The sequence below is a fragment of the Streptomyces sp. NBC_01224 genome (assembly GCF_036002945.1).
In the GTDB taxonomy this organism is placed as follows: domain Bacteria; phylum Actinomycetota; class Actinomycetes; order Streptomycetales; family Streptomycetaceae; genus Streptomyces.
The window spans coordinates 4,885,056-4,910,743 of the sequence record NZ_CP108529.1; the positions used below are offsets into that span (position 1 = coordinate 4,885,056).

General features: G+C 70.5%; 22 protein-coding genes and 2 pseudogenes. 15 read left to right on the forward strand and 9 right to left on the reverse strand.

Translation table 11 applies throughout. The features are described from left to right. Positions 1 to 309 precede the first annotated feature (309 nt). On the forward strand, positions 310 to 1,575 hold the full coding sequence (locus OG609_RS21820) for an MFS transporter (RefSeq protein ID WP_327274354.1): 1,266 nt from the start codon (positions 310 to 312) through the stop codon (positions 1,573 to 1,575). Between the two features lie 71 nt (positions 1,576 to 1,646). Continuing rightward, positions 1,647 to 2,207: a YbjN domain-containing protein gene (locus tag OG609_RS21825; protein ID WP_327274355.1), complete on the forward strand. Its 561-nt coding sequence runs from the start codon at positions 1,647 to 1,649 to the stop codon at positions 2,205 to 2,207. A gap of 108 nt (positions 2,208 to 2,315) precedes the next feature. Here the strand turns inward: OG609_RS21825 and OG609_RS21830 are convergent. Then, positions 2,316 to 2,594, reverse strand: a pseudogene (locus OG609_RS21830) (aminotransferase class I/II-fold pyridoxal phosphate-dependent enzyme); the annotation flags it as partial. Between the two features lie 211 nt (positions 2,595 to 2,805). Between OG609_RS21830 and OG609_RS21835 the strand changes: the two are divergent. From OG609_RS21835 to OG609_RS21850, 4 genes are all read left to right on the forward strand, one after another. Beyond that, positions 2,806 to 3,105, forward strand: coding sequence for a WXG100 family type VII secretion target (locus OG609_RS21835; RefSeq protein WP_327274356.1), 300 nt, complete (start codon positions 2,806 to 2,808; stop codon positions 3,103 to 3,105). 66 nt (positions 3,106 to 3,171) lie between these two features. Next, a complete protein-coding gene (locus OG609_RS21840; RefSeq protein ID WP_327274357.1) occupies positions 3,172 to 3,468 on the forward strand; it encodes a hypothetical protein in 297 nt (98 codons plus the stop codon). 31 nt (positions 3,469 to 3,499) lie between these two features. Continuing rightward, complete coding sequence (locus OG609_RS21845) at positions 3,500 to 4,198, forward strand: hypothetical protein (protein ID WP_327274358.1); 699 nt, start codon at positions 3,500 to 3,502, stop codon at positions 4,196 to 4,198. A gap of 10 nt (positions 4,199 to 4,208) precedes the next feature. Continuing rightward, positions 4,209 to 5,459 (forward strand): hypothetical protein, encoded by a 1,251-nt coding sequence (locus OG609_RS21850; protein WP_327274359.1) that lies wholly within the window; start codon positions 4,209 to 4,211, stop codon positions 5,457 to 5,459. A 109-nt stretch (positions 5,460 to 5,568) separates the two neighbouring features. Here OG609_RS21850 and OG609_RS21855 read toward each other — a convergent pair whose 3' ends face one another. Beyond that, positions 5,569 to 9,951: an FtsK/SpoIIIE domain-containing protein gene (locus OG609_RS21855; RefSeq protein WP_327278131.1), complete on the reverse strand. Its 4,383-nt coding sequence runs from the start codon at positions 9,949 to 9,951 to the stop codon at positions 5,569 to 5,571. A gap of 243 nt (positions 9,952 to 10,194) precedes the next feature. Between OG609_RS21855 and OG609_RS21860 the strand changes: the two genes are divergently transcribed. Further along, the gene (locus OG609_RS21860) at positions 10,195 to 11,145 is read left to right on the forward strand and encodes a hypothetical protein (protein WP_327274360.1); all 951 of its coding nucleotides are present in this window, start codon (positions 10,195 to 10,197) and stop codon (positions 11,143 to 11,145) included. Positions 11,146 to 11,148: 3 nt separating this feature from the next. On the opposite strand, the gene OG609_RS21865 is transcribed toward OG609_RS21860, so the two are convergent. Both OG609_RS21865 and OG609_RS21870 read right to left on the reverse strand, forming a co-directional pair. Then, the gene (locus OG609_RS21865; RefSeq protein WP_327274361.1) at positions 11,149 to 11,733 is read right to left on the reverse strand and encodes a sigma-70 family RNA polymerase sigma factor; all 585 of its coding nucleotides are present in this window, start codon (positions 11,731 to 11,733) and stop codon (positions 11,149 to 11,151) included. 142 nt (positions 11,734 to 11,875) lie between these two features. Continuing rightward, positions 11,876 to 12,646 (reverse strand): LamG domain-containing protein, encoded by a 771-nt coding sequence (locus OG609_RS21870; protein WP_327274362.1) that lies wholly within the window; start codon positions 12,644 to 12,646, stop codon positions 11,876 to 11,878. 515 nt (positions 12,647 to 13,161) lie between these two features. Here OG609_RS21870 and OG609_RS21875 point away from each other — a divergent pair. Then, entirely contained in the window at positions 13,162 to 13,548 is a 387-nt protein-coding gene (locus OG609_RS21875) for a hypothetical protein (protein WP_327278132.1), read from the forward strand. On the opposite strand, the gene OG609_RS21880 is transcribed toward OG609_RS21875, so the two are convergent. Beyond that, positions 13,549 to 14,082 carry a hypothetical protein gene (locus tag OG609_RS21880; protein ID WP_442817989.1) on the reverse strand — a complete coding sequence of 178 codons (534 nt, stop codon included), beginning with the start codon at positions 14,080 to 14,082 and terminating at the stop codon, positions 13,549 to 13,551. Positions 14,083 to 14,905: 823 nt separating this feature from the next. On the opposite strand from OG609_RS21880, the gene OG609_RS21885 reads away from it, so the two are divergent. After that, positions 14,906 to 15,370, forward strand: a complete 465-nt coding sequence (locus tag OG609_RS21885) for a hypothetical protein (RefSeq protein ID WP_327274363.1) — start codon at positions 14,906 to 14,908, stop codon at positions 15,368 to 15,370. On the opposite strand, the gene OG609_RS21890 is transcribed toward OG609_RS21885, so the two are convergent. The 4 genes and pseudogenes from OG609_RS21890 to OG609_RS21905 form a co-directional block, all read right to left on the reverse strand. Then, positions 15,358 to 15,630 carry a hypothetical protein gene (locus OG609_RS21890; RefSeq protein ID WP_327274364.1) on the reverse strand — a complete coding sequence of 91 codons (273 nt, stop codon included), beginning with the start codon at positions 15,628 to 15,630 and terminating at the stop codon, positions 15,358 to 15,360. The two genes, OG609_RS21885 and OG609_RS21890, sit on opposite strands and share 13 nt — an antisense overlap. A 78-nt stretch (positions 15,631 to 15,708) precedes the next feature. Then, positions 15,709 to 16,386, reverse strand: coding sequence for a hypothetical protein (locus OG609_RS21895; RefSeq protein ID WP_327274365.1), 678 nt, complete (start codon positions 16,384 to 16,386; stop codon positions 15,709 to 15,711). Positions 16,387 to 17,235: 849 nt separating this feature from the next. Then, entirely contained in the window at positions 17,236 to 18,402 is a 1,167-nt protein-coding gene (locus OG609_RS21900) for a pyridoxal phosphate-dependent aminotransferase (RefSeq protein ID WP_327274366.1), read from the reverse strand. Positions 18,403 to 18,607: 205 nt separating this feature from the next. Next, a pseudogene (locus OG609_RS21905) lies at positions 18,608 to 18,801 on the reverse strand (aminotransferase); the annotation flags it as partial. A 790-nt stretch (positions 18,802 to 19,591) separates the two neighbouring features. Between OG609_RS21905 and OG609_RS21910 the strand changes: the two are divergent. The 6 genes from OG609_RS21910 to fbaA all read left to right on the forward strand — a co-directional run bounded on the left by OG609_RS21910 (position 19,592) and on the right by fbaA (position 25,633). Next, entirely contained in the window at positions 19,592 to 20,113 is a 522-nt protein-coding gene (locus OG609_RS21910) for a DUF2617 family protein (protein ID WP_327274367.1), read from the forward strand. 84 nt (positions 20,114 to 20,197) lie between these two features. Continuing rightward, a complete protein-coding gene (locus OG609_RS21915; protein WP_327274368.1) occupies positions 20,198 to 21,796 on the forward strand; it encodes a polyamine aminopropyltransferase in 1,599 nt (532 codons plus the stop codon). A gap of 85 nt (positions 21,797 to 21,881) precedes the next feature. Then, positions 21,882 to 22,808, forward strand: a complete 927-nt coding sequence (locus OG609_RS21920) for a carbon monoxide dehydrogenase (protein ID WP_327274369.1) — start codon at positions 21,882 to 21,884, stop codon at positions 22,806 to 22,808. 25 nt (positions 22,809 to 22,833) lie between these two features. Then, a complete protein-coding gene (locus tag OG609_RS21925; RefSeq protein WP_327274370.1) occupies positions 22,834 to 23,628 on the forward strand; it encodes an aldose epimerase family protein in 795 nt (264 codons plus the stop codon). Between the two features lie 220 nt (positions 23,629 to 23,848). Further along, positions 23,849 to 24,388: an orotate phosphoribosyltransferase gene (pyrE, locus tag OG609_RS21930; RefSeq protein WP_327274371.1), complete on the forward strand. Its 540-nt coding sequence runs from the start codon at positions 23,849 to 23,851 to the stop codon at positions 24,386 to 24,388. Positions 24,389 to 24,601: 213 nt separating this feature from the next. Beyond that, entirely contained in the window at positions 24,602 to 25,633 is a 1,032-nt protein-coding gene (gene fbaA / locus OG609_RS21935) for a class II fructose-bisphosphate aldolase (RefSeq protein WP_327274372.1), read from the forward strand. Positions 25,634 to 25,688 lie beyond the last annotated feature (55 nt).

The following is a 25,688-nucleotide window of genomic DNA, read 5'->3' on the forward strand; positions in this document are numbered from 1 at the left end:
CTGCGCCGCAGTGCAATTGAGGAAGAATTGCGGTGATTTCCGGAGAGCGGAAAATCCTCCGTCGTCATGGGTGGTCCGGTGTTCAACATCGATATTGAGCCAAACGTCCCACGCCGCGTCGAGGTGCGGGATCACGTCACCCTGCTCCGCCCGGGTCGCACCCGCCCGCCCCTGACACGGGACTCCTGCTCGGGCGCCCGCAGCGCCCACCCGGGGTCGCGTGAATAATCAGGACACCTCGGGCCGCCTTTCGTGACCTGCTCACAAGGAGGGTTAGAGACCGAATTCGGCAGCCGGTAGCGTGCCCGCATGGTCGAGCGGACAAGCGATGAGATAGGTCCGGGTCCGAAAAAGCCCAGACGCGACAATCTCATTCACCTCAGCGAATTTCGTACCCTCTGGGCCGCTTATGCCCAGTCGATCCTGGGTGACCAGCTGGCACGCGTGGCCCTGTCGTTGCTGGTGTTCGAACGCACCGACTCGGCCGGATGGACCGCGGCGACGTATGCGCTGACCACCTTGCCCGCTCTGCTGTCCGGGGTGCTCCTGTCCGGCCTGGCGGACCGTTTCCCCCGGCGTACGGTCATGATCGGATGCGACCTGGTGCGGGCGGTGCTGGTCGCGCTGATGGCCCTGCCCGGGACGCCGTTGCCGCTGCTGGCCGGGCTGCTGGTGCTGGCGCAGCTGGCCGAGGCACCCTTCGGCGCTGCGCAGGGCGCACTGCTGCCGACTGTGCTCGGCGAGCAGAGATACGAGCGGGGCCAGCGAGTCATGCTGATCACTCACCAGGCCGGACAGCTGGTCGGTTTCGCCGGTGGGGGTGTGCTGGTCGTATGGCTGGGCAGTCACCTGTCCCTGGGTGTGAACGCGGTGACTTTCCTTCTCTCGGCGACCCTGGTCAGGTTCGGCGTAAAGGCCCGTCCCGCGGCAGGTGCCGACGAGCGGAAGCCGCGGCTCGGGGCTCAGGTCGGGAGTGCGGCCGCACTGATCTGGTCGGATCGCAGGCTGCGGTCGCTGGTCGCGCTGGGGTGGCTCGCGGGGTTCGTCGTCCTGCCGGAGGGGCTGGCAGCCCCCTTCGCGGACGAGGTCGGCGGGGGCGCCGCCTCGGTGGGACTCCTGCTCGCCGCGCATCCGGCGGGAATGGTGCTGGGTGCGGCTCTTCTGGGGCGGGCTCGGGTCGGGGACGAGTGGCGGCGCCGCCTGCTCGGGCCGTTGGCGGTCGGCGCGAATCTGCCGCTGCTCATCTACTGGCTCGGTCCCGGCGTAGGTGTGGCCGTGCTCGTGTTGATGGCGTCGGGGGTGTGCTCCGCCTATCAGATCACCGCCGGAGCCACCTTCGTGCTCCTGACCCCGGCCGGCCAGCGTGGCCAGGCGCTGGGGCTCGCCAGGTCGGGGCTGATCGCCATGCAGGGGATCGGTGTCGCCTTGGGTGGCCTGGCAGCGGAGCTGTCCGGGTCGTCGGCGGACACCATCGGTGCGTCCGGACTCCTCGGAGTGCTGTGTGCGATCCCTGTCGCCGTTGCCTGGTCGCGGGCGCGGGAAGCCGATGCGGGGACGATTCCCCGGAGGGCGTAGACCTACTGGCCGTCAAACGCGGCTAGGGTCGACGGAAGGAAACCACGTGCGATCCACAGGAGTACCCAGCGATGTCTATCGATCCTTCCTCGATTCCTAATTTCGGGGGCCAGCCCGAACCGCAGGCGGCAGGAGCCGAGGGCCCCGTTGTCCCTGACCAGGACCTCGTCAAGCAGCTCCTCGAGCAGATGGAGCTGAAGTACGTCGTCGACGACGAGGGCGACCTCGCGGCGCCGTGGGAGGACTTCCGCACGTACTTCATGTTCCGCGGCGAGGACGAGCAGCAGGTCTTCTCGGTCCGTACGTTCTACGACCGCCCGCACGCCGCGGACCAGCGTCCGGTCCTCCTCGACGCGATCGACGACTGGAACCGCCGCACCCTGTGGCCCAAGGTCTACACGCACACCCACGAGCCCGAGGAGGGCTCGGAGGAGACCGAGGTCTCGGTCCGTCTCATCGGTGAGGCGCAGATGCTCATCGGTACGGGCGTCAGCCTGGAGCACTTCGTCTCGTCGACGGTCAGCTGGGTGCGCGCCTCGATCGAGTTCGACAAGTGGCTGCAGGAGCGTCTGGGCCTGACGCCGGCCGAGGAGAAGACGGACGGCACGGAGCAGGCCGCTCCGGACGCCTGAGTCCCGCACGGCAGTGACAGCCCGGCCCGGGACGGCGGTCTCCATGACCGCCGTCCCGGGCCGGGTTTTTTCACGGCGGGGCGGCCCTTGGGCTACAGCCGCTTGAGCCCGGGACACCGGCTTGGCCAGCACGTCGTCACGCTTGCAGAAGGCGAACCGTACGAACGGCGCGCCCTGCTCCCGGTGGTCGTAGAAGACCGCGTTCGGGATGGCGACGACCCCGCACCGTTCCGGCAGCGCCCGGCAGAAGGCGAAGTCGTCGCTCTCGCCGAGGGGGCGGATGCCGGTGGTGACGAAGTACGTCACGGACGGGCGGTAGACCTCGAAACCGGCCTCGGCGAGCCCGCCGCTCAGCAGGTCCCGCTTGGCCCGCAGATCGGCGCGCAGCCCCTCGTGGTTCGGTGAGGGAACGTCACTCCGCTGCCGGGATGGGCTGTTGCGGGCCATGGGGGTCTCGTCGCAGGCCTGATCAGGGCGTTGGCCCGCCACTTTCGTCACTGTTCCGCAACAGACATGAACCGCCCCGCCGGGTGCCCCGTACAGCCCGGTGTGCGCGGCTCAGCGACCGCGGCGACCCGAAACGAGAGAAGGAACCGACATGCCCGGCGGCAACATCAAGATCAGCCCGGAAGAGATGCGGGAGGCGTCGACCTGGCTGCAGCACCAGAAGGAACTGATGCAGCAGAGCCTCCACGAGGCCAACACCAAGATGGACGAGATGGTCGAGGCGGCCTACGCGACGCCGGGCTCCGAGACCAAGTTCCGCCCGTTCTGGGAGGAGTACAAGAACGGTACCGATAAGGCGATCGAGGGCCTGCAGGGCGTCAGCGAGTTCATCAAGCAGGTCGCCGACGCGTTCGTCGACACCGACGACCAGACGTCCGGCTCCATCGGCTGACGTGCCCTTGTGTCCGGTCCCGCCCTTCTGCGGCGGGACCGGACGGCGGCCGGAGAGGAGGAACCGATGACCCGTATCAGCGTCCCCCTTGAGGACCTGAACGAGACGGTCAAGTCACTTGAGGACATCGGGGAGCGGATCAACAACACCGCGCGGCTCAGCGACGTCGGATCGAAGGACGATGTGGGCGATTCGACGCTCGCCGACTCCCTCGCCGACTTCGACGACGCATGGGGCAAGGGCCACGAGAAGGTGCAGGACAACGTGAAGGTCTTCTCCGAGAACACGAAGAAGATCTCCGACGCCTTCACGCAGACGGACGACGAGACCGTCAAGACGCTCGACGACTCCAAGAAGACCTGACGAGAGCCTGCTGGCAGAAGGGACATGCGTCATGACGCATCCGGTCACGGACCGGGCTACGGGGGCGCCCGCGCACTACAAGCTGCGCTACCCCGGCTCCTGGTGGTATCTGGACCTCGACCCGAGCACCCGGGACGCGTCCATCCGCCGCCGTATCGAGCACCAGGCGAAGGGGGTTCCGCAGCTCTCCCGCGAGCGGCTCGACGGCCTGATCCGCGACACCCGCCGGACCGCCCGCGAGGCCTACGCCCGGGGGGCGCTCCAGGCGGCGGGGATGGTCAGGTTCCCCGGCGGGGACGCGATGCTCAGCGCCACGTCCGTCGTGCTGCGGATGCCCGTGCCGGAGGACCAGTCGGCGGATCTGGCCGAGGTGCTGTTCGGGGCGAGCATGCAGGCCGGGGACCCGCAGAGCAGCGGGTACCCGCCGCGCGAGGTGGATCTGCTGGAGCTTCCGGACGTCGGACCGGTCGGGCGGATCGCCTCGATCGAGGACATCGACTACAAGGGCACGCCGGTGCGTACGGCGCTGCTGCACACGCTGTTCCCGATCCCGGACCGCCGGGAATACCTGCTGGTCTCCAGCTCCACGCCCAATGTGGAGCTCAAGGACCAGTTCTTCGAGGTGTTCGACGCCATCGCGGGGACGCTGCGCTTCGTGGAAGTCGAGAGCAAGGGCACAGCTGTGCCGGTCGCACAGAGCCCGCAGGGCACGGACGAGAACGGAAAGTGAGGGCGCGGCAATGGCGCGGCCAGCGGTGTCCGACTGGGAGACGGTCTTCGGGTTCTCGGACGACCCGACGCCGGGCGATGCGGAGATGCTCGGGAAGCTCGCGGGCCAGTACCGGGCCGTCGCCGGCGACGCGGACCAGGCGCTCCCCATCGTCAGCGGTCTGAAGAACAGCCAGCTCGGCGAGGGCAAGGCCATGGACAAACTCCGGCACAAGCTCGGGGACCTGGCCAATCAGGTGGAGAAGCTGCACAGTTCGTACGACAAGGCGGCCCGCGCGCTGGACACCTACGCCGACCAGCTGGGGGACCATCAGCGCAAGGCCGACAACGCCCTGGTCGAAGGACGGGACGCCAAGGAGCGGCTGCAGCGGGCCACCGATGCCGCCGCCGCGGCGGGGTCCGTGATCAGCGGCCTGGACGCGGCGGATCCGCCCCCGCCGGACGACGAGGCGGCCCGGCGCAGTGCGCGGCAGGCCATGGAGAATGCCCGGAACGACCAGTCCGCGGCGCAGGGGGACGCCGACAGCGCCCAGCGGGATCTCGATGCCGCCCGCATGCTCGCCGAGGACGCGCGGGAGCTGCGCGAGACGGACGCCTCGACGGCGGCCCGCGCCCTGGACGACGCGACGAGCGAGGCGGTCCCGGGCAAGAGCCTGTGGGAGAAGATCAAGGACATCTTCAAGAAGGTGCTCGGCTTCATCAGCGCCGCCCTGGGCATCATCGCCATGCTCATCCCCGGATTGCAGGGCCTGGGGCTCATCCTGACGATCGCCAGTCTGGTCACCGCCGCCATCCCCTTCATCATGAACATCGTCGACAGTATTCAGTCGGGCGAGTGGGATGTGCTCGACATGGTCCTCAGCGGCCTGGGGCTGGTGCTCGGCGGCATCGGCCTGATCAAGATCGCCAATCTGGGCGGGATCGCGAACACCCTCAAGACCGTCACGAGCGATCTCAAGGCGATCCAGATCAACATCAAGAGCGTGATCCCCACCATCAAGTCGTTCACCGGGTTCAAGAACCCGGGCGACCTGGTCGCGAACCTGCTGAAGAACATCCCCGGTGGCGTGTGGAAGACACCGGACATCCTGAAGCAGTTGCCGGGTATCACCAACATCTGGACGAAGACGGCGGGGTGGATCGACCAGAGCTCGAACCTCATCGGACTGGCCGGTCTCGCCTGGGCGATCAACGGCGCCGTCCCCAACGGGACGACGAGCACGATCAAGCACGACCCCAGCTACGTGGAGGGATCGACCTGATCCGGGCCGCGTCCCGTCATGCGTGAGGGCTCCCGCCCCGGCGATCGCCGGGGCGGGAGCCCTCTGCCGTGAGACCTCACAGCCGGTGTCGGAACCCTCGCACAGGCGCTCAGCTCCCGGCCGGCGGAAGCACCGTCTCCGGGACCTGGACGGTGCGCAGCACGCCGTCGCCCAGGTGCAGGATCGCCCGCCCCGGGCGGGTCGCGCCCAGGCGGCTGCGGGGCACCTTGACGCCGATCAGTTCGCCGTCGCTCATGTTCTGCGGCTTCAGCAGCAGACCGCACCGGTTGCGGCGGGCCTCGGTGTGCCAGCCGGAGAAGCCGGAGGAGAGCCGGTCGGTCTGCCCGGAGATCACCAGGCCCCGGCCGTTCTCGGCACCGGACTTGGCGATCTGGGTGAGGACGGGCTCGGCCTTCGTCTTCAGCAGCAGGTCGGCGTCGTCCAGTATCACCACGGCCCCCTGCGGCGAGGACGCCAGTGCCTCCTCCAGCGCGGTGGGGTCGATGTCGGACTCGTCGAAGACCGCGAGCACACCGGGCCGTCCGGCGAGTTGGCGCAGCTGCGACCTGGAGGGCGCGCCGACGACGATCGGCATCCCGGTCGACAGCAGCGACAGTGCCAGAGTCGCCAGGACGGTGCTGCGGCCGGAGCGGGCGGGCCCGGCGACGAGGAAGGTCGACGTGATGGCGAAGTCCGGCCCGGACGCGATGAGTTCGTCGCCGCCGACACCGGACAGGGCCCACCGTGCGGACGGCAGCGGCTGCGGCACGTACCGGATCGCCTCCTCCCAGGTGAGCCGGTCCGGCAGGGTGTCGACGCGGAACGGCCGGGTGGAGTCCGGCAGCTGGGCCGCCTGCTCGCGGCAGTACTCGGCGATCCGCTGGAGCGCCACGGCCTGCGCCTGGCCTTCCGGGTTGTCCGTGAGGAGCGCGATCTGCACCTCCGCCTTGTCGGCGGCACGGAACGCGCGGCCCGGCGGGATCTCGTCGGGCACGTTGCGCTGGGTGATGCCGATCATCCCGTACTCGGACTTCTCGTTCAGCTTCAGCACGAGCTTGTCCTCGGTGGAGCCGTTGACCCGGCTGGAGAACAGCGCCCGGTCACCGGTCATCACCAGGTGGATGCCGACGCTCGCGCCGTCCCGGAGCAGGGTCAGCACGGAGCTCAGCAGGTTCCCGGAGTCGTACTCGCCGAGCTGCTTGTCGAAGACCTCCCACCGGTCGATGAACAGCACGATGTGCGGCGGCCGTTCGGCCTCCGGCAGGGCGCGGCGGAGCTCCGGCAGGTCGGCGCTGCCACGGGCGGCGAGCATCTCCTGGCGCCGGGTCAGCTCCTCGGACAGCCGGGCGAGCAGCCGGGCCACCCGGTCGGGCTGGGTGCGCTGGGTGATGGCCCCGCAGTGCGGCAGCCCCTCGATGGGCAGCAGCGCGCCGTTGCCGCAGTCGATGCCGTACATGTGCAGCCGGTCCGGGGAATGGGCGGAGGCCAGGGTGCCGGCGATGGTGCGCAGTGTCTGCGACCTGCCCTGCCGGGGCGAGCCGATGATGTGCAGGTGCCCGAGCGTCGCCGGGTCGATCACCAGAGGCAGCCGGGCCTGCTGCGCGGGCAGGTCCACCACGCCGTACGCGACGGGCGCGAGGTCGTAGTCCGAGGGCGGGGGCGCCGGCAGCTCGCCGGTGACCAGGACCTCGGGCAGCGGCGGGAGCCAGGGGCTGTGCTGCGCGGGGATGCCCATCTCCCGGTCCGCTTCGCGGATCGCCGTGACGAGCCCGGTGAGGTCGGTCTCCACCTCGGCGGGTACGGCCGCGCCGCGGGGCCGCGCCGGGAGCGGCTCGCCGAGCCGCTCCCAGCCGACCGTCACCGCCCAGGGTGCCGGCAGCGAGATCGCCGCGGCACCGGGCCGACGGCCGCCGACCCGTCCGGACTGGAACGGCACGAGGGAGTTCTGGCCCAGGCGCACATAGGCGCGACCGGGGGTGCCCTGCGAGATCCCGGCGGCCTCGGGGGAGTTGAGGACGTCCGTGCTCTCTCCGGCGTCCGTCACCCGCAGCGCGATGCGCAGGTTGGTGTTGGCGCGGATCTCCGAGGAGACGACGCCGCTGGGGCGCTGCGTCGCCAGGATCAGGTGGATGCCGAGGCTGCGGCCCCGCTGGGCGATGTTGACCAGACCCTTCACGAAGTCCGGCAGGTCGCGCACCATCGAGGCGAACTCGTCGATGACGATGAGCAGCCGGGGCATCGGCGCGCGGCCCGCCGGGTTGCGCTCCAGCAGCTCGACGTAGTCCTCGATGTCCTTGGCGCCGGCCGCGGCGAGGATGTGCTCGCGCCGGGTGAGTTCCGCCGTCAGCGACACCAGGGCCCGCTCGACGAGGTGGGCGTCGAGGTCGGTGACCATGCCGACGGTGTGCGGCAGGTCGACGCAGTCCTTGAACGCGGAGCCGCCCTTGTAGTCGACCAGGACGAACGTCATCGCGTCCGGACGGTTCGCCACCGCGAGCGAGGCGACCAGAGTCTGGAGGAGTTCGGACTTGCCGGAGCCGGTGGTGCCGGCGACCAGCCCGTGCGGGCCGTCGCGCCGCAGGTCCAGGTAGAACGGGCCGTCCAGGGAGACGCCGACGGCTGCCCGGGTCGAGCGGCCCCCGGCCGTCCAGCGCGCCCGGATGCCGGCGGCCTGCGGCGGGTCGAGGGCGAGGACGTCGAGCAGCCGCGCGGAGCCGGGAAGCACCGCGGCCTCCTCGTCGGCACCGCCCGGGTCCCGCAGCGGGCCCATCGCGCGGGCCAGCGAACGGCACCAGTCCAGGGACACCGCGTCGGGCCGGATGCCCCCGACGGTGCCCCTCCCGGAGCGTCCCACCCGTACGGTTCCGCCGGGCTCCTCGGCGACGACGGCGTGGCACTCCTCGGGCAGCAGCCGCTCCTCGGCGTCCAGGCAGACCGCGCGGACGCCGACGGCCGGTCCGTCGCGCAGGATCTGCGCCACGCCGGGCAGCGAACGCAGCCTGCGGGCTCCGTCGAGGATGACGAGCACGTCGGGCCCGGCGGGCCGGCTCCGCCGGTCCTGCCGTCCGGCGCGCTCGACGATCAGCGCGGTGAGTTCGGCGACCCGCCGGGCGCAGGTCTCCGTGCCGTAGCCGATGCTGGCCGGGGTGTCGCCGGACTTCTTGCGCACATGCGGCAGCCAGCGCAGCCAGGACCAGCCGTCCCGGCCCCGTTCGCCGGTCGTCAGCAGATAGATCTGGAGGTCACGGGGGCTGTGCAGGACAGCGGCCTGGGCGACCGCCCAGCGCGACACGGCGCGCGCGGCCGGGCCCTCGCCGGCGATGCCCAGGACGTCGTGCTCCCGCAGCGGAACGGTCACCGGGACGTCGTACGCGGTCCGCGGGTCCTCGCGGCGGTGTTCGTCCTTCGTCGGGTCCTGGAGCACCACGTCGGAGGCCAGATCGGCGGTTCCGATGCGCAGTTCGAGGAAGTCGGCGTCGGAGGTACGGCGTTCCCACAGGCGGCGCCGGGGGCCGACGGCGGTCAGGAGGACCTCGGCCGGGTCCGGGAAACCGCGGCGCCGGGCGGTGCGTTCGGCCGCCAGGGCCTTCGCCGCGTCGCCCTCGATGCGTGCCTTCTTCTCCTCGTAGGCGGCGACACTGCCGGAGTGGGTCTGGCGCCCGGTACGCCGGCTCATCAGATAGTTGCCGAGGATCGCGACCGGGGAGAGCAGCCCGAACAGCAGCATCGACATACGGTCGAATATCAGCGCCCCGGCCCCCGCCATCACCAGCGGGGCCGCCGCGGTGATCCACGGGAGCGGCCGGGCGGCGGGCGGGGCGGGCGGGGAGGGCAGGGTGAAGCGGGTGGCGTTCTCGGCCGGCCGCAGCCGCGGCGGCCGGTTGTAGTCCCAGCCGGTGCCGTCCTCCGACGGCTGCACGGCCGCGTCCGGCTTCTGCGGGAGGGCGAGTTCGAGCAGGCTGTCTCCGACGAGGAGCTGTGCGCCGGCCGGCCAGGCGGTCGCCTCGGCGAGGTCCTCGCGGTCCAGTTGCAGGGTGCCGTCGCCCGGCGCGGAGGCGTCGGGCGTGATACGGCAGCGTCCTTGGGGGCCCACCGCCAGGACGGCGAACGGACGGTCCGGTACGGCGCGCAGCACCTGGGCGGTCCCGTCGTGGGCCAGCCCGATCCGGTACTCCCCCATGTCGAGCCGGTGTACGGTGCCCGCGCCGGTCCCACCGACCGTACGGACCTCCACCAGCCCGGCCGGTTCGGCCGACACGGTGCCCGCGGGGCGGCCCAGGCCCACGATGGCCGCGTGGTGCAGCGGCGCGTCCCGCAGCCGCATATCGGCGGGCAGCAGCCGGTCGCCGGCATACAGGCCGAGGCCCTCCGGGGGCCGGTGGACGCCTCCTGCCCCGGCCAGCGCCTCCGCGACAGCGCGCACAGGCGTGTCGGGATCGGCGTCGAGGTGGACGTCGAACGCGTCACCGCCCTCCTCGACCACGGTCAACATCAACGACACGAGAACGTCCTCCAGCCGGCGTGAATGGGGGGCCTCGGCAGCCGCACTCGGCGGCTGCCGTGCCACTGACGGGACCTACGGCGCCCGTCGGCGGATGGTTCACCCGGCGCACCGGTGAACCATCCGCCGACGGGCGCCGTAGTGGCCATCGGGGGCACGGCGCAGCGACTGTGCAGCCCCCGTTCTCGACCGTCCCGGCTCCGCCGCCGGGGCGTCCCGACAAGGAGTCAGAAGATGATCTGGTACGTCCTGGCCGTGGTGCTGGGGCTGGCGCTGATCGGCGCGGTGGCCGCGCTGATCGTCACCGAGCGACGCCGGCCACCCCGCCCGCCGAAGCCCGTCGCGGCCTCGGCGGCCGTCGTGGGCCGGGAGGCGCTGGACGTGGTCAACGCGGGCCTGCGCCGGCTGACGGGCGAATGCCTGCGTTCCGGCCGGTCGCTGCCCGACCTGTACGCCGTCGTCTACTCCGAGGAGCGGCTCGCACTGCTGCTGGCCGGGGCCGAGGAGGCCGCCCCCGCGCCCTGGAGAGTCGAGGCGGACGGCGAGCGCTGGACGATCTCGCCCGACGATCTGCACCGCCCCGGCCCGGAGGGCGAACCGGCCCTGCCGTACGCGCTGACGGTGACGGTGGGCCTGGACGGACCCGACCGCGTGCTGGTCGACCTCTCCCGGGCGGCGGGGCCCGTGTCGGTGACGGGGCCGGACAAGGAGGTGCGCAGCCTGGTGCGGGCCGTCGTCACCGAGGCGCTCGCCGGCCCGGTGGGGGCGCTCGCCGAGGTCACCCTGGTGGGATCCCTGGCCGACGGCGGGCTCCTTTCCGGCGACGAGCCGCGGACCTCGCGTCTGCACAGCGCGGCCAGCCTGGAGGATGCGTTCGCCACGGTGGCGGCGTCGGCGGGCACGGGAGCGCCGGAGCCCGGCTCGCCCGACGTCACCCAGATCTTCCGGCTGATCGAGGGCAGCAGCCGGATCGCCGTCCAGGGCGAGGCGCCGCACCTGTTCGTCGTGGACGCCTCGCAGCTCCCGCGACGGGAGGGGGCACTGGCCGGTCTGCGGCGCGGGGACGCGCTGCTGGTGGTCGGCGAGGCACCCACGGGGTGGCGCTGGCGTGCCGGTGCGGGCGGATCGCTAGACACCGGGCCGCTCGGCCTGGAGATCACCCGGCACGCGGGACGTCTGGCATAAGTGTCATCCGGCCTCGCGGTACACGTCGCCCGCGTACAGCCCGCGGCTGTGCAGCGCCTCGCGCAGGGCGCGGGCGGCGTAGTACGTCCGCGACTTGACCGTGCCCGGCGGCACGCCGAGGACCTCGGCCGTCTGGTTGACGCTGCGTCCCAGGTAGTGCACGTGCAGCAGGACCTCGCGCTGTGCCGGCCGCAGGTCCCGCAAGGCGTCGATGAGCACCTGGGAGGTGAGCATGTGGTCCACGCCGTCGGACACCGGCAGGTGGGCGAGTTCGGGGTCACCGGTCTCCGGTGGTCTGGCCTGGCGGGCCCGGTGGCCGTCGATGACCAGATTGCGCAGCGCGGTGAACAGCCAGGGCCGTACCGAATCCGTGGTCGGGTCGAGTTCCTCGGCGTGCCGCCAGGCGCGTATCGCGACTTCCTGGACGACGTCCTCGGCGCGGTGCCAGTCGCCCTCCAGCCGCCGTGCGGCGAACTGCAGCAAGGCGCTGCCGTGGAAGTGGTAGAGCGCTCTGAGGAACTCGTCGGGGTGGGGTTCCGCGGCGCGGGGGCCAGGTATGAGGCCTTCGGTCGAAGCGCTGGCCGACAAGGGCCCTTCCTCTCCGGTCGTCTGTGGGGAAGGCGGGTTCCGCCGGCTGCGGGACAACCGGCAGGCGCCGCCGCGAGCCGCCGTGCGCCCGTGCGGCGCCCGTCAGCCTGCGGCGGCGGTGAACTCGCCCCGTCAGCGCCGGTCAGCCCGGTTCGCGAGAGGAAAGCGAGCCCACCTCACGGGACGTCAACTCCCGGTTGTAGACATGTATGTCGGCGATGTCGCCGTTCCAGTAGTCGGCCGCCTTCCCATCGAACTTGCCGCGTCCGATCACCACAGTGCCGGTGGGTTTCACGCTGCTGGAGGCCACCCTGGTTCCCGCGAGCCGGCCGTCCACGTAGACCTGCATCCGGTGGTCCTTCTGACTGTACGTGCCGGTCAGGTGGTACCAGCGGCCGGGCTGCGGCTTCTCGGGCGTCTTCGCGACCGTACGGGCACCGCCGAAACTGAAGGCGAAGTTCCCGTCCGGGCCGGAGTACTGGAGGAAGAATGTGCTGATCCGGTCGCCGTCCTGGGACAGGGCGGTGTGGATGCCGGTCATGCCCTGGGGGGTGAGGCGCACCCGCGCGGCGACCGAGTAGTCCTTGCCCACGGTGTCGAGCCGGGTGTTGGAGTCCGCGTATCCGCTGGTGCCGTCCAGTTGCACGGCGCCGCCCTCGGGGCCGTCGGTCCACTGCGTGCCGCCCCTGACCACGGCGTCGTGCTCGCCGGCCTTCGCGGTGCCGGACTGGTGCAGGGGCCACCAGCCGAGGCCCTGCAGCGACTCGGCGTCGTCGGTCGGGCTCGACGCGGCCGGTTTCGCCCCGGCCTGTTCCTTCCCGGAGTCCTGGCCGCGCACCAGTTGGACGACGACGAAGGCCAGCGCGACGGTCAATACGGTGATCGTGGTGATGAGCGGCCATCTGCGCGTCATGAATGTCCTCAGGAGGTGCGGCATATATATGTCACTGGTGATCACGCGTCCGATCCGGAAGTGGTTCGGTGTGCCGTTAAGTTGTGACGGGCCTGTGAGGACGCGGAGCTGTCCGCCCCTGGATGTGCGCCGGTGCGCCGGGAGATGCGGCGATGCCTTGTTCGGGGCAGTGGAACATGGGGAGTTGTGGCGTTCCGGCGGCGCGGGCGCATCGTCCGTCAACCGTTCCCGAGTGTTCACGACGCGGTCGCCGGGGTCCGCCGGCTTTCCCCGGCCGTTCACCTGTGTGCGGTGGGGTGCGGGGTGTGTCCCGTGGAATCCGCTCCAACTCCGCTACGGCTGCGATCCCTTTTCGACTCGACCGGTCTCAACCGGTCACTACCCGGCCCCGCCGGATTCAACTGAGGTTCAGGGGAGTTCGCGCAGGTCGACGGGTTTGTGACCCCCCTCGTCAGTCAAGGGAGACGCTAGCCAACCGGGGGCGGACTGGTCCCGTGGATGCGCCGAGAAGTGAACTGAAACGTGAATGGATTCCGGCTTCCGGATTTCAACTCCGCAAGGCGGGCGCGCAATTCGAAGCCGTGCGCGTGGACGGTGACGAAGGGCGGCGGCTCGCCTTCTTGATGGAGGCGATTACGGGCGGCGAGCCGGGGCCCGTCGTCACCGAGGCGAACGGGCGGCGGGCGGTGTACTTCTTCGTCCCGGCCGGAAGTACCGTACGCAAGTCCTGGCCGGCCGGAGCGATTCCGTTCAACGCGGCGGTGGGCCGGATCAGTTATGTGCCGATCCCCGCCCTGGCCGGCCGTACATGGCCGTTGGCGTGGTATTTCCCGCCGACCGCGCCGGACCGGTTCGTCCACACGCTGTTGCTGCTGAACGCGGTGTCTGCCCTGCTGCGCTGATCAGTCGGCCTTGGTGTACGTGAGCTTCTCGCCGGTGTCCGTGTTCTCGCGGCGCAGAGAGCCGTCCGGGAGCAGGGTGAGCGTGGTGGGTTTGCCCGCGGTGCAGGACGTCATGGGTTCGCCGACGACGACCGTGGAGGGGCCGACCTCCACCGGGCCGGTCGGGGACGGTTCCGCGGTCAGGTCCGCCTGGAAGACGCAGTGGTAGGAGCCGCCACCGTCGAGCGGGCCGTCCGCGGTGAGGGTGAGGACCCTCCGGCCGACCGTGCCCTGCTGGATGACGAGTTCCCGGGTGGAGTGGCCCGCGGCGTTGTCGATGGAGCCCGACCAGGTGCCGAGGTAGCCGGCCGGGATGGGGCCGTCGCTGTTCCTCTTGTCGTCGGTCGGGCTCGACGCGGCCGGTTTCGCTCCGGCCGGTTTCGCCCCGGCCTGTTCCTTCCCGGAGTCCTGGCCGCGCACCAGTTGGACGACGACGAAGGCCAGCGCGACGGTCAATACGGTGATCGTGGTGATGAGCAGCCATCTGCGCGTCATGAATGTCCTCAGGAGGTGCGGCATAAATGTGTCACTGGTGATCACGCGTCCGATCCGGAAGTGGTTCGGTGTGCCGTTAAGTTGTGACAGGCCTGTGAGGACGCGGAGCTGTCCGCCCCTGGATGTGCGCCGGTGCGCCGGGAGATGCGGCGATGCCTTGTCCGGGGCAGTGGAACATGGGGAGTTGCGACGTTCCGGCGGCGCGGGCGCATCGTCCGCCAACCGTTCCCGAGTGTTCACGACGCGGTCGCCGGCGTCCGCCGTCCTTCCCCGGCCGTTCACCTGTGTGCGGTGGGGTGCGGGGTGTGTCCCGTGGAAACCGCTCAAACTCCGTTACGGCTGCCGGTGAACGGTACGGCGGGCACGCCGAGGGACTTCTGGACGGGCAGACCGGGGGCTGTTTGTAAGCACTTGTTTTGGGACCAGGGTTCCGAGTTCTTTTGGCCCCGGTCCTGGCAGGTCGGGGGCGCTCAAGGGGGTGGTTCGCGCCCACATTTCCGAGTTCTTCTGGCTCCACCACGATCGGGTGGTTGTAATGGCCTTTGGCGGGCGGCAGGGCGATAGCGCAGGGGCTCGGGTCCTGCTGAGCGGTGTGCCCCCGACAGGCGCGGCGGCTCTGCGGGCCTCGACCCGTATTCGATCCGGGACCGATGGTTTCTCCGAGCCTCGGTGGACGACGAGGACGGGCATTGGCTCGACCAGTCGGAGAACGGCCGGGCCCAGCATGGCTGAGGCCGGCGCCGCCCTCGGGGCGCCGGCCTCGGTATGCCTGACGTCCGGCCGTTCCGCGGCCTGCTCCAGTCGCGTCCGCAGGTAGCCGGCGATGCCTTCGAAGTCCTCCGCGGCCAGCGGCACCACTTTGGCCTCACCGGTGGCATCCGGCTCGTGGGTGTGCGGCAGCCACTTGGCCCACTCCCAGTCCTCGCCGCCGGTGACGATGGCCATGCCCACGTCGTCGGGCGCGTGCCGCACCGCCGGCTGGCACAGAAGGGCTCTTACCACCCCGCGGGCCGCATCCGACGACCCCAGCACGCTGACGACACCGGCGCGCCCCGGATCAACCACCGCCGGCTGGCTGCTGACCGTGGACATCGACTCGATCAGCCGGTCGGCGGCGGCCTTGGCCCGGGTGTCGTACTCCACCGTCGGATCGTTCCGGGTGGCCGGCCGGATGGGCGTCGACAGCGGCGCCGTCCCGACGCCGACACATATCCGCAGGAAGTCGGGGTCGGTGGCGCGGCGCTCCCACACCCGTCGGCGCGCGGCGGCGATCGCTCACAGCCGGTAGGGGGACGGGAAGGACCACGCCGCGACCAGCCGCTGGTTCTCGGCGACCTGCCGGGCGACGCCCCGCACCTCGACCAGATGCTCCAGGTAGAGGTCCGGGGCTCGCATCTTCTTCTTGCGTGCCTGGCCACGCATCTGCATCCGGACGGCAACGGTGACGCCGATCGACAGCACCACGAAGGCGATGCCCAGCAGAATCAGCAGCCTTCTGCCGCCGGACATCAGATACGCGGCCATGCTGATGCTGGACAGCAGGGGCATGGCGTCACGTTCCTCGCGTTGGGGAAGAAGAGGCGTGGTGGCGGCTGTGGGGCGCCCGGGACGGGCCTGCTGTCGGCGTCAGATGTGCGTGTTCGTGGCCCACACCTGCTTCCCACCGGCCATGATGACGACGTTGCCGTCGGGCTGGATGACCAGGGTGGCGTTGGTGAAGCCGGCGGGGTTCGAGGCCCATATCGCTCGACCGGCTGCGGTGTAGATGACGAGATTGCCGTCATCCTGGAAGGCCGCCATGTTGTCCTTGCCGGAGGTGCCGGCAGCCCAGAGCACCCGCTTTTCCTGCCGGTCGTAGAGCACGAGGTTGCCGTCGGCCTGCATGCCCAGCTGCAGCCGGTCGGACTTCCAGGACGTGGCGGCGTGCAGCTTCGCGACCGGCTTGATGACGACGGGCGCCGGGGTCGTCGTACGGGCCTTGTCCGCGGCGTGTTCCGGGATCTTGGCCTGGGCTGTCGTCTGCCCCGTCGGTGAGGTGTGCCTCGTGGTCCCCGTGTCGGGGAAAGTGGTCCCCGTGCTGGGGTGAACCCCGGAGGGCGCCGGGCTCTTGCCCTTGCCGGCGTGCTTCTTGGGCGTCGACGACGCGGATTCCAGCCCTCCCGGCACGCCGGGGCTCGACGCGGCCGGTTTCGCCCCGGCCTGTTCCTTCCCGGAGTCCTGGCCGCGCACCAGTTGGACGACGACGAAGGCCAGCGCGACGGTCAATACGGTGATCGTGGTGATGAGCGGCCATCTGCGCGTCATGAATTCCCTACAGGAGGTGCGGCATAAATGTGTCACTGGTGACTACGCGTCCGATCCGGAAGTGGTTCGGTGTGCCGTTAAGTTGTGACGGGCCTGTGAGGACGCGGAGCTGTCCGCCCCTGGATGTGCGCCGGTGCGCCGGGAGATGCGGCGATGCCTTGTCCGGGGCAGTGGAACATGGGGAGTTGTGGCGTTCCGGCGGCGCGGGCGCATCGTCCGTCAACCGTTCCCGAGTGTTCACGACGCGGTCGCCGGCGTCCGCCGTCCTTCCCCGGCCGTTCACCTGTGTGCGGTGGGGTGCGGGGTGTGTCCCGTGGAAACCGCTCAAACTCCGTTACGGCTGCCGGTGAACGGTACGGCGGGCACGCCGAGGGACTTCGGGACGGGCAGACCGGGCGGGCCGTACCGGAGGGGAGAGTCCGCTCGGCCTGTGACCGGTGTAGGAGCCGGGTACGGCATACGCGCCGGGCCGGGCGTTCGGTCGGTCAGGCGTCCAACAGCTCGCGCAGCGTGGCCTCGCCGACGCGGAGACATTACTGCGGAGGAGCTCGGCTGACCCAGCGCACCCTGATCACCGCGGGCTGTGTCCTCACCATCGCCGGGATCGTCGTCCTGATCGCCATGGTCAACAGCTCCCCCGGCACCCGGCCCTTCGCCCCTGGACTCCTCCGCGCCGCCCGCCCCGGCGCGTCCGGAAAACGACGCCGCGCCATTCGCCACCGGTCCCTCCTCTCGTGGGGACCGGTGCCGAACGGCGCAGGCGGCTGGCACCGCACCGCGCCGGGTTACACGTAAAGCCCCTGGTCAGGTTGGGGTCCGTACTTCATTCGGGATGAAGGGGGCGCGGGTTCAAGACGCCAGGTGCCGCAGCCGACTGGCTGCCTCCTGGAGGACGTCGTCCCCCTTGCAGAAGGTGAAGCGGACCTGGCTGCGGCCGGCGTCGAGGTCGTCGTAGAACACGGAGTTGGGGATGGCGACGACGCCGCAGCGTTCGGGGAGCGCGCGGCAGAAGGCGTAGGCGTCCTTCTCGCCGAAGGAGGTGATGTCGGTGGTGATGAAGTAAGTGCCCTGGGGTTGGTAGACCTCGAACCCGGCCGCGCGCAGGCCGTCGCCGAGCAGGTTGCGCTTGCGGCGGAGGTTGGCGCGGAAGCTGTCAAAGTACGAGTCCGGCAGGCGCAGCGCTTCGGCGATCGCGTACTGGAAGGGGCCCGCGCTGACGTACGTCAGGTACTGCTTGGCCGTCCGGACCGCTGAGACGAGCGGGCCGTTCGCCGTGACCCAGCCAACCTTCCATCCGGTGAACGAGAAGGTCTTGCCGGCGGACGAAATGGAGACGGTGCGCTCACGCATGCCGGGCAGGGCCGCGATGGGGCGGTGCGTGCCCTCATAGACAAGGTGCTCGTACACCTCGTCGGTGACGACGAGCAGATCGTGCTCGACGGCGAGTACAGCGATGGCGTTCTGCTCTTCGGCGGAGAGGACCATCCCGGTCGGGTTGTGCGGGGTGTTGAGGAGCAGGAGACGGGTCCGCGGGGTGATCTTGGCGCGCAGCTCATCCAGGTCTGGGCGGAAGGACGGCGCTCGCAGCGTGAGCGGCACGCGCTTCGCACCGGCCATCGCGATGCAGGCGGCGTAGGAGTCATAGAAGGGTTCGAAGGCGATCACCTCGTCGCCCGGCTCCAGCAGCGCCAGCATGGTGGCGGCGATGGCCTCGGTGGCGCCGGCGGTGACCAGGACCTCGGTATCGGGGTCGAAGGAGAGTTCGTAGAAGCGCTGTTGGTGTTCGGAGATCGCGGCGCGCAGTTCCGGAACGCCCGGGCCGGGCGGGTACTGGTTGCCCTTGCCCTCCCGCAAGGCACGGACGGCGGCCTCTCTGATCTCTTCGGGCCCGTCGGTGTCGGGGAAGCCTTGGCCCAGGTTGATCGCGCCCGTCGCGGATGCCAGCGCCGACATCTCCGCGAAGATCGTCGTCCCGAGTCCGTTCAGCCTTCGGTTCAGCAGTGGCCTGGCGTTCATGTCTCCACCGTTCTTGCTCGGCTACCCGTCGATGCTCCGGGGCCATCCTGACGCATAGCCGGTCGCGGCCTCGCGCGGCGTGGGGATCGCGGAGAGGGAAACTCGCACTTCTCGTCGGGCTCCGCCTCCTGCTCCAGGAGAACGCCGGCCTTCGCCGAGATGTCGCGTACAAGCGCGTCCTTCAGGTCGTGCAGTGTCGCGACCTCGGAGACCAGTTGCCGTGCCCGGCGCGCAGTGCCCGGACCGCGGCCTCTCTGATCTCTTCGGGCCGTCGGTGTCGGGGAAGCCCTGGGCAAGGTTGATGGAGCCGGTCCGTACGGCAAGCGCCGACATCTCCGCGGAGATCGTTGTGCCGAACTCGGTGAGGCGGCGGTTGAGCAGCGGTCGTCCCCGTGTCATGGCCGCCGTCCTGCGCGGAAGCTCTGGAGTTGCTCAAGTCTGCTTTGGCCGCACGGGGCCGGGGGCATCCCCCACTCACGCAGGAAGCGGACGGAAGCGAGGGACCTCGCTTCGGGGGAACAGAAGGACGTGAGGTCGGTGGGAACCTTTGTCACAGTGGTGATCGCGTTTGCCGTGATCGGGCTGGTCATCTCGCTGGTGGGGGCCGGCAACCGGAAGAAGAAGCGCGGGCGGGGCGCGCGCCGGGGCGCGAGCGGCGGCAGCGCCGCGGGTGGCAGCTGGTGGGCGGGGGGTGACGGTGGCGGTGGCTCGTCCTGCGGAAGCAGCAGCGGGCACTCCGGCGGGCACTCCGGGGGGCATTCGTGCGGCGGCGGTCACTCCTCGTGCGGTGGCGGCTCCTCGTGCGGCGGCGGGGGCGGATGCGGCGGAGGCAGCTGACACGGGGCAGCTGATCCGTGACCGGGCAGGGCCACACGCCCGGTGCCGGGCCCGTGCGGTTCCGGTGCCCCACAGGTGCCCGGCGGATGAACTCCCGCCGGGCACCTTTTTGTTGGGGCTTTTCCCGAGATACCGGTGAACAGATGAACCGAGAGGCCCCCGAGGGGATGGAAACCGCGTCAAGTTGGGCAAAAACGCTGTGGATGCGGCTTACTTCGTGATTCCCTCGGTTGAGAGAACATCCAGCCCTCGGACCCGAGTTGGACCTGATCGGGCGCTTCCCACCTCCCACGTGCATCACGTCGGAGGCGTCCCCTGTCCATGTGTCCACGCTTGTTTGCGGAGCCGACCCATGCTCACGACCCTCCAGACGGCCTATTCCGACACCCGCGCTGCAGACCTGGCCTGGGCACTGGGGCGCGAACCGCTCCCCGCCCTGGCCGTGCTCGACCTCGATCTCGCCGGTGCCCGACTCCAACTGCGCCTGCTCGGCGCCTCCCACCAAGTGCTCCTGGAGGAGGACCGGGGCAACTGTTCCGAAACCGTCGCGTGCATCCCGGGCAGCAGCACACCGCTGCCGCTCGGTGTCTCCAAGCGGCTCGGAGAGTGGGAGTACGAATTCGCGGCGCGCGTCGAGACGCTCTCGGCGGGCTCGTTCGCGGGGCGTGCGCAGGAGCTCCTCGCGCTCGTGACCGACCATCCCCACGGTCTCGCCGGGACGTTCCCCGGCAGCCCGCACGCCTTCACCGCCATGCTCGCCCAGCGGACCGAAGGCCAGGTGCGGTGGCGCACCTGGCATGCGTACCCGCAGGAGGGGCAGCTGGTGGTGACGCGCACCCGAGTGGGAGTGCGGATGCCGGCGGCAGCGCTCTGACGCGGCCCAACTCCGTTGTGAGCGCGCCACTTGCACCCTTGTGGGTGACAGGCGGCCACCTCGTCGTGACGTAGCGTTCGCATCATGATCGATCAGCAGGTGTCGCTGCGAGGGGGCGCGGGGCGTCTTCCCGTGCGGCCGAGGACCGGTCGGTGTCTCGTGCTGGCCGCTGTCTTCATCTGTGCTGCCTGCGGTCTGGTCTACGAGCTCGAACTGGTGGCGCTCGCCTCCTACTTGATCGGTGATTCCGTCACCCAGGCGTCCGTCGTGCTCTCCGTGATGGTGTTCGCGATGGGCGTCGGCTCGCTCCTCGCGAAACGTTTACGCAGCCGTGCAGCAGTCGGTTTCGGGCTGATCGAGGCGGCGCTCGCACTCGTCGGCGGCTCCTCGGCGGTCGTGCTGTACGCGTCGTTCGCCTGGATCGGGGAGTCGCGGTACGCCCTGGTCGGGTTCTCGCTCACGATCGGCGTCCTGATCGGGGCGGAGATCCCGCTGCTGATGACGCTGATCCAGCGCGTCGACCGGCAGGACGCGGGCGGGACCGTCGCGGATCTGTTCGCCGCCGACTACGTGGGTGCGCTGGTCGGCGGGCTCGCGTTCCCCTTTCTGCTGCTGCCGGTGCTGGGACAGCTCACCGGGGCGCTGTTCACCGGCGCGGTCAACGCGGCGGCGGGCGGGGCGCTGGTGCTGTGGGTGTTCCGGCGGGACCTCACCCCGCGCTCCCGGTGGCTGCTGATCCTCGTCAACGTGGCCGTGATCGCCGTACTCGCCACCGTCACCGCGCTGGTCGGTGACTTCGAGCGGGCGGCGCGGCGTGCGGTGTACGGGGACGGGGTGCGGGTCGCGGTGCAGACCGGGGTCCAGGAGGTGGTGCTGACGGGGGCGGGCCGCAGCTCCCTGGACCTGTATCTGGACGGGCGGCTGCGGGTCAGCGCGCGCGACGAGTACCGCTACCACGAGGCGCTGGTGCACCCGGCGATGAACGGGCCACGCGCCCGTGTTCTGATCCTGGGCGGTGGTGACGGTCTCGCCGCCCGGGAGGTGCTGCGCTACCCGGACGTACGCAGCGTCACCCTCGTCGAGCTCGATCCCGGTGTCACCCGGTTGGCCCGTACCGACCGTGCGCTCTCGGCGCTGAACGCCCACGCGTACCGCGATCCGCGACTGACGGCCGTCAACGCCGACGCCTTCAACTGGCTGCGGGCGGTGCACGGCAGCTACGACGTGGTGATCTCCGATCTGCCCGACCCCGGGATCTCCGTCGGCACGAAGCTCTACTCGGCGGAGTTCTACGGCCTGGTCTCGGAGGCCCTCGCACCGGGCGGCCGGCTGGTGGTGCACGGAGGCCCGCCGGTGACCCGGCCGCGTACGTACTGGACGGTGGAGGCGTCGATGAGGGCGGCAGGTCTGCACACCCGCCCGTACCGGATCAGCGGCCGGCTCTCCGATTTCGCGGCGGGCCCCGACAGGGCCACGCACCGGGCGCAGGCCGAGCACGGCTGGGGCTTCGTCCTCGCCCGGCCGGTCAGGGCGCCGGTGCTCCGGCTCGCCCCGGGGGCGCCGAAGCTGCGGTCGCTGACGCAGGCCTCGCTGATGCGCGCGGGACGGGACGCGGAGAGCGGACGGCTGCGCGGGCTGCTGCCGTCGACGCTGGTACATCCGCGGTACTGGGAGGACCGGTGAGCCGGACGCCGTACGCCGTACGCCCGTCGGCTTTGCGACGCGGAACCGCTGACGTGATGGCCGGGGCTGAGTAGGCTCGGTTTCCATGGAGCATGAGGTGTTCGTTCCGGTTCCGGTCCCGTCCCTTCGGCGGACGCTGGGCGATCCCGCCCGCGTCGCGCGCTGCGTACCGGGGCTCCAGCAGGACGCCGACGCGTCCGCGGGCCCGCTGTCCGGCCGGCTCAAGGTCCGGGTCGACGGCCACACGATCACGTACCGCGGTGCGCTGCGGCTCACCGTTTCCCCGCAGGACGGCCCGGACGGGAACGACGGGATCCTGGTGGCGGGCGAGGGTGTCGAGGCCAGGGGGACCGGCTCGGCGAAGCTGGCTCTGACGATCAGCCTGACGCAGAAGGACGGTGGTACGGCGATCGGGTTCGCGGGTACGGCGAGTGGCGACGGCCGCCTCCTGGAGCTGGACCCGGCGGCGGCGCTCGCGACGGCCCACCGACTGCTGGACCGCTTTGTGCAGCAACTGGTGACGGAGACGCTGGCGGGCGAGGACGAGGCGGGCAAGGACCTCGGCGGGGCCGAGCGGTCCGTCGGGGAAGCCGTGGAACAGGCCATCGAGGAGGCGGCCGAGGAGGCCGACGCGACCGGCGCGGACACCACTGAAGCCGCCGACGACACCGACGACGGCGCCACTGCGGACGAGACACCCTCCACCGAGAAACCCCCGGGCACGGGCTCCGTCTTCGACGCCCCCGCGCCCCCGCCGTCGCTCGACCCCGTGGCGGAGGTGGAGTTCACCGTCCCCGACGGCCCCCCGGCCGAGGCCGCGCACGCCAGGCGCACCATGATCGGCCGCAGCGCCGAGGAGGTCGACCACGCGCCGCCGCGCGGCAGGTACGCCCCCGTACCGTCACCCGATTCGACCACCGCGGGCGCCACACTCCGCTGGATCGCTCCCGCCGCCGCGCTCGCGCTCGCCTCCGCCGTCGTGGTGAGCAGGGCGCTGAGGCGGCGGAGGTAGTAGCAGCGCCAGTAATGTCGGTCGGGTGAGTAGCAGCGAGAAGGACGTCCGGCTGTCCGTCGGCGATGCAGAGCTGACCGTGAACCCCGCCAACGGCTGTCGCATCAGCAGCCTGCGGATCGGTGGCACCGAGGTGCTGCGGCAGGGGGAGTGGTACGGCTGCTTCCCGATGGTGCCGTGGTGCGGGCGCACCGAGAACGGGCTCTTCCACAACGGCGACGTCCCGCACCGGTTGCCGCTGAACTCCCCGCCGCACGCCATCCACGGCACCGGCAGGGACACCGCCTGGCGCACCGCCCGAGTGGGCGAGCGGGAGGCCGCGTTCTACTACGACCTTGCCGACCCCTGGCCGTATCCGGGCCGGGTGACCCAGACCTTCGAGTTGTCCGAGGACTCGCTCACGCTTGCGTTCGGCATCGAGACGTACGGGGATTCGTTCCCGGCGCAGGCCGGCTGGCACCCCTGGTTCCTGCGGGATCTCGGCGGCAAGAACGTGGAGATCGCCTTCGACGCGGCCTGGCAGGAGGAGCGTGGCGAGAACCATCTACCGACCGGCCGCCGCATCCCGCCCCTGCCCGGCCCGTGGGACGACTGCTTCGGGATGCCGGACGGCGTCGACGTGACGCTCACCTGGCCGGAGCAGCTGCAACTGACCGTGAAGAGCCGGGCCGAATGGGTCGTGATCTACGACGAGCAGGCCGAGGCGGTCTGTGTGGAGCCGCAGTCCGGCCCGCCGAACGGGCTGAACACCGCGCCCCGGTATGTCACCCCGATCGAGCCGCTGGAGATCGCGACGACCTGGAGCTGGCGCAGGCTCTGACCGCGTGGGCGCGGGCCGTGAGACGGGCGCCTCAAGGCCGACCGGAAAACAGGGGCGGCGTCGCGGGGCTGAGGGGGTCCCCCTGGCCCTTAAGGCCTTGAGGGAGTGCGTGCATCACCATGGCTCCGCCATGCCTCAATCCTCCGCCTTGCAGCTGCACGCACCCAGCCCCACTCCCTTCTCCCACCCCCCATTTGCCGGTCGGTCTAAGCTCGTAGCCATGACTGACGTACGTGCTGAGCTGCTCCAGCAGATCAAGGACAAGGCCGTGGTACACGGCAAGGTGACCCTCTCCTCGGGTCTTGAGGCCGACTGGTACATCGACCTGCGCCGCATCACGCTGGACGGCAAGGCTGCTCCGATGGTCGGTCAGGTCATGCTCGATGCCACCGCCGAGCTGGACTACGACTGCGTGGGTGGGCTGACGCTGGGCGCCGACCCGGTCGCCACCTCGATGCTGCACGCCTCCGCCGCCCGCGGGCAGGAGCTGGACGCGTTCGTCGTCCGCAAGGCGCAGAAGGCGCACGGGATGCAGCGCCGCATCGAGGGCGCGGACGTGAAGGGCCGCCGTTGCCTGGTCGTCGAGGACACCTCGACGACCGGCGGTTCGCCGCTGACGGCCGTCGAGGCGGTGCGCGAGGCCGGTGGCGAGGTCGTCGCCGTCGCCACGATCGTGGAGCGGGGTGCGGCTCCGGCCATTGCCGAGGCCGGTCTCCCGTATGTCCACGCCTACATGGTGGCGGACCTCGACCTGGCCTGACGCTGGGGTTGACCTGCGGTTTTTGATAAGGGCGGGCTGTTTCACGTGAAACAGCCCGCCCTTGTCGTATGCCCATGAACCGCCCGCCCGAGCGGTGGGGGGCCAGGCCGGGTGGAGCCGGAGCGAGAGTCTGGGAAGATGGGGGCGACGATGACGTCGCCCCCAGGTCAGGGAACCAGCAACGCACACCCGCACATCCCAAGGAGCGGACAGATGCCCATCGCAACCCCCGAGGTCTACGCCGAGATGCTCGACCGGGCGAAGGCAGGCAAGTTCGCCTACCCGGCCATCAATGTGACGTCGACCCAGACCCTGCACGCTGCACTGCGCGGCTTCGCGGAGGCGGAGAGCGACGGCATCGTCCAGATCTCCACCGGTGGGGCGGAGTTCCTGGGCGGCCAGCACAACAAGGACATGGTGACGGGCGCCGTCGCCCTCGCCGAGTTCGCGCACATCGTCGCCGCCAAGTACGACGTCACGGTCGCGCTGCACACCGACCACTGCCCCAAGGACAAGCTGGACGGTTATGTACGTCCGCTGCTCGACATCTCCGCCGAGCGCGTAGCCAAGGGCCAGAACCCGCTGTTCCAGTCCCACATGTGGGACGGCTCGGCCGAGACCCTCGCCGACAACCTGGCCATCGGCCAGGAGCTGCTCGCCAAGGCCGCCGCCGCCAAGATCATTCTTGAGGTCGAGATCACCCCGACCGGTGGCGAGGAGGACGGCGTCACGCACGAGATCAACGACGAGCTGTACACGACCGTCGACGACGCGCTGCGTACCGCCGAGGCGCTCGGCCTGGGCGAGAAGGGCCGCTACCTGCTGGCCGCCTCCTTCGGCAACGTCCACGGCGTCTACAAGCCGGGCAACGTCGTGCTCCGTCCCGAGCTGCTGAAGGACCTCCAGGAGGGCGTCGCCGCCAAGTACGGCAAGGCCGCTGGTAGCCACCCCTTCGATTTCGTCTTCCACGGCGGCTCCGGCTCCACCGAGCAGGAGATCGCCACCGCGCTGGAGAACGGCGTCGTGAAGATGAACCTCGACACCGACACCCAGTACGCCTTCACCCGCCCGATCGTGGACCACGTGTTCCGTAACTACGACGGTGTGCTGAAGGTCGACGGCGAGGTCGGCAACAAGAAGGTCTACGACCCGCGCAGCTGGGGCAAGTCCGCCGAGGCGGGCATGGCCAAGCGCGTCACGGAGGCCTGCGCCAACCTGCGTTCCACCGGCACCAAGCTGAAGTAGCAGCCGGTACGAAGTGTGGCCGTGGGCCCGGTACCCCTTGGGTGCCGGGCCCACG

What these genes read in the sequence shown, in the direction of transcription:
- OG609_RS21890 (WP_327274364.1), bottom strand. Translation starts at nt 15,630, where the DNA reads ATGCCCCTGCTGTCCAGCATCAGCATGGCCGCGTATCTGATGTCCGGC.
- OG609_RS21895 (WP_327274365.1), bottom strand. Translation starts at nt 16,386, where the DNA reads ATGACGCGCAGATGGCCGCTCATCACCACGATCACCGTATTGACCGTC.
- OG609_RS21820 (WP_327274354.1), top strand. Translation starts at nt 310, where the DNA reads ATGGTCGAGCGGACAAGCGATGAGATAGGTCCGGGTCCGAAAAAGCCC.
- OG609_RS21835 (WP_327274356.1), top strand. Translation starts at nt 2,806, where the DNA reads ATGCCCGGCGGCAACATCAAGATCAGCCCGGAAGAGATGCGGGAGGCG.
- OG609_RS21915 (WP_327274368.1), top strand. Translation starts at nt 20,198, where the DNA reads ATGATCGATCAGCAGGTGTCGCTGCGAGGGGGCGCGGGGCGTCTTCCC.
- OG609_RS21885 (WP_327274363.1), top strand. Translation starts at nt 14,906, where the DNA reads ATGCCTTCGAAGTCCTCCGCGGCCAGCGGCACCACTTTGGCCTCACCG.
- OG609_RS21840 (WP_327274357.1), top strand. Translation starts at nt 3,172, where the DNA reads ATGACCCGTATCAGCGTCCCCCTTGAGGACCTGAACGAGACGGTCAAG.
- OG609_RS21900 (WP_327274366.1), bottom strand. Translation starts at nt 18,402, where the DNA reads ATGAACGCCAGGCCACTGCTGAACCGAAGGCTGAACGGACTCGGGACG.
- OG609_RS21860 (WP_327274360.1), top strand. Translation starts at nt 10,195, where the DNA reads ATGATCTGGTACGTCCTGGCCGTGGTGCTGGGGCTGGCGCTGATCGGC.
- fbaA (WP_327274372.1), top strand. Translation starts at nt 24,602, where the DNA reads ATGCCCATCGCAACCCCCGAGGTCTACGCCGAGATGCTCGACCGGGCG.
- OG609_RS21850 (WP_327274359.1), top strand. Translation starts at nt 4,209, where the DNA reads ATGGCGCGGCCAGCGGTGTCCGACTGGGAGACGGTCTTCGGGTTCTCG.
- OG609_RS21910 (WP_327274367.1), top strand. Translation starts at nt 19,592, where the DNA reads ATGCTCACGACCCTCCAGACGGCCTATTCCGACACCCGCGCTGCAGAC.
- OG609_RS21845 (WP_327274358.1), top strand. Translation starts at nt 3,500, where the DNA reads ATGACGCATCCGGTCACGGACCGGGCTACGGGGGCGCCCGCGCACTAC.
- pyrE (WP_327274371.1), top strand. Translation starts at nt 23,849, where the DNA reads ATGACTGACGTACGTGCTGAGCTGCTCCAGCAGATCAAGGACAAGGCC.
- OG609_RS21855 (WP_327278131.1), bottom strand. Translation starts at nt 9,951, where the DNA reads ATGTTGACCGTGGTCGAGGAGGGCGGTGACGCGTTCGACGTCCACCTC.
- OG609_RS21880 (WP_442817989.1), bottom strand. Translation starts at nt 14,082, where the DNA reads ATGACGCGCAGATGGCTGCTCATCACCACGATCACCGTATTGACCGTC.
- OG609_RS21870 (WP_327274362.1), bottom strand. Translation starts at nt 12,646, where the DNA reads ATGACGCGCAGATGGCCGCTCATCACCACGATCACCGTATTGACCGTC.
- OG609_RS21825 (WP_327274355.1), top strand. Translation starts at nt 1,647, where the DNA reads ATGTCTATCGATCCTTCCTCGATTCCTAATTTCGGGGGCCAGCCCGAA.
- OG609_RS21920 (WP_327274369.1), top strand. Translation starts at nt 21,882, where the DNA reads ATGGAGCATGAGGTGTTCGTTCCGGTTCCGGTCCCGTCCCTTCGGCGG.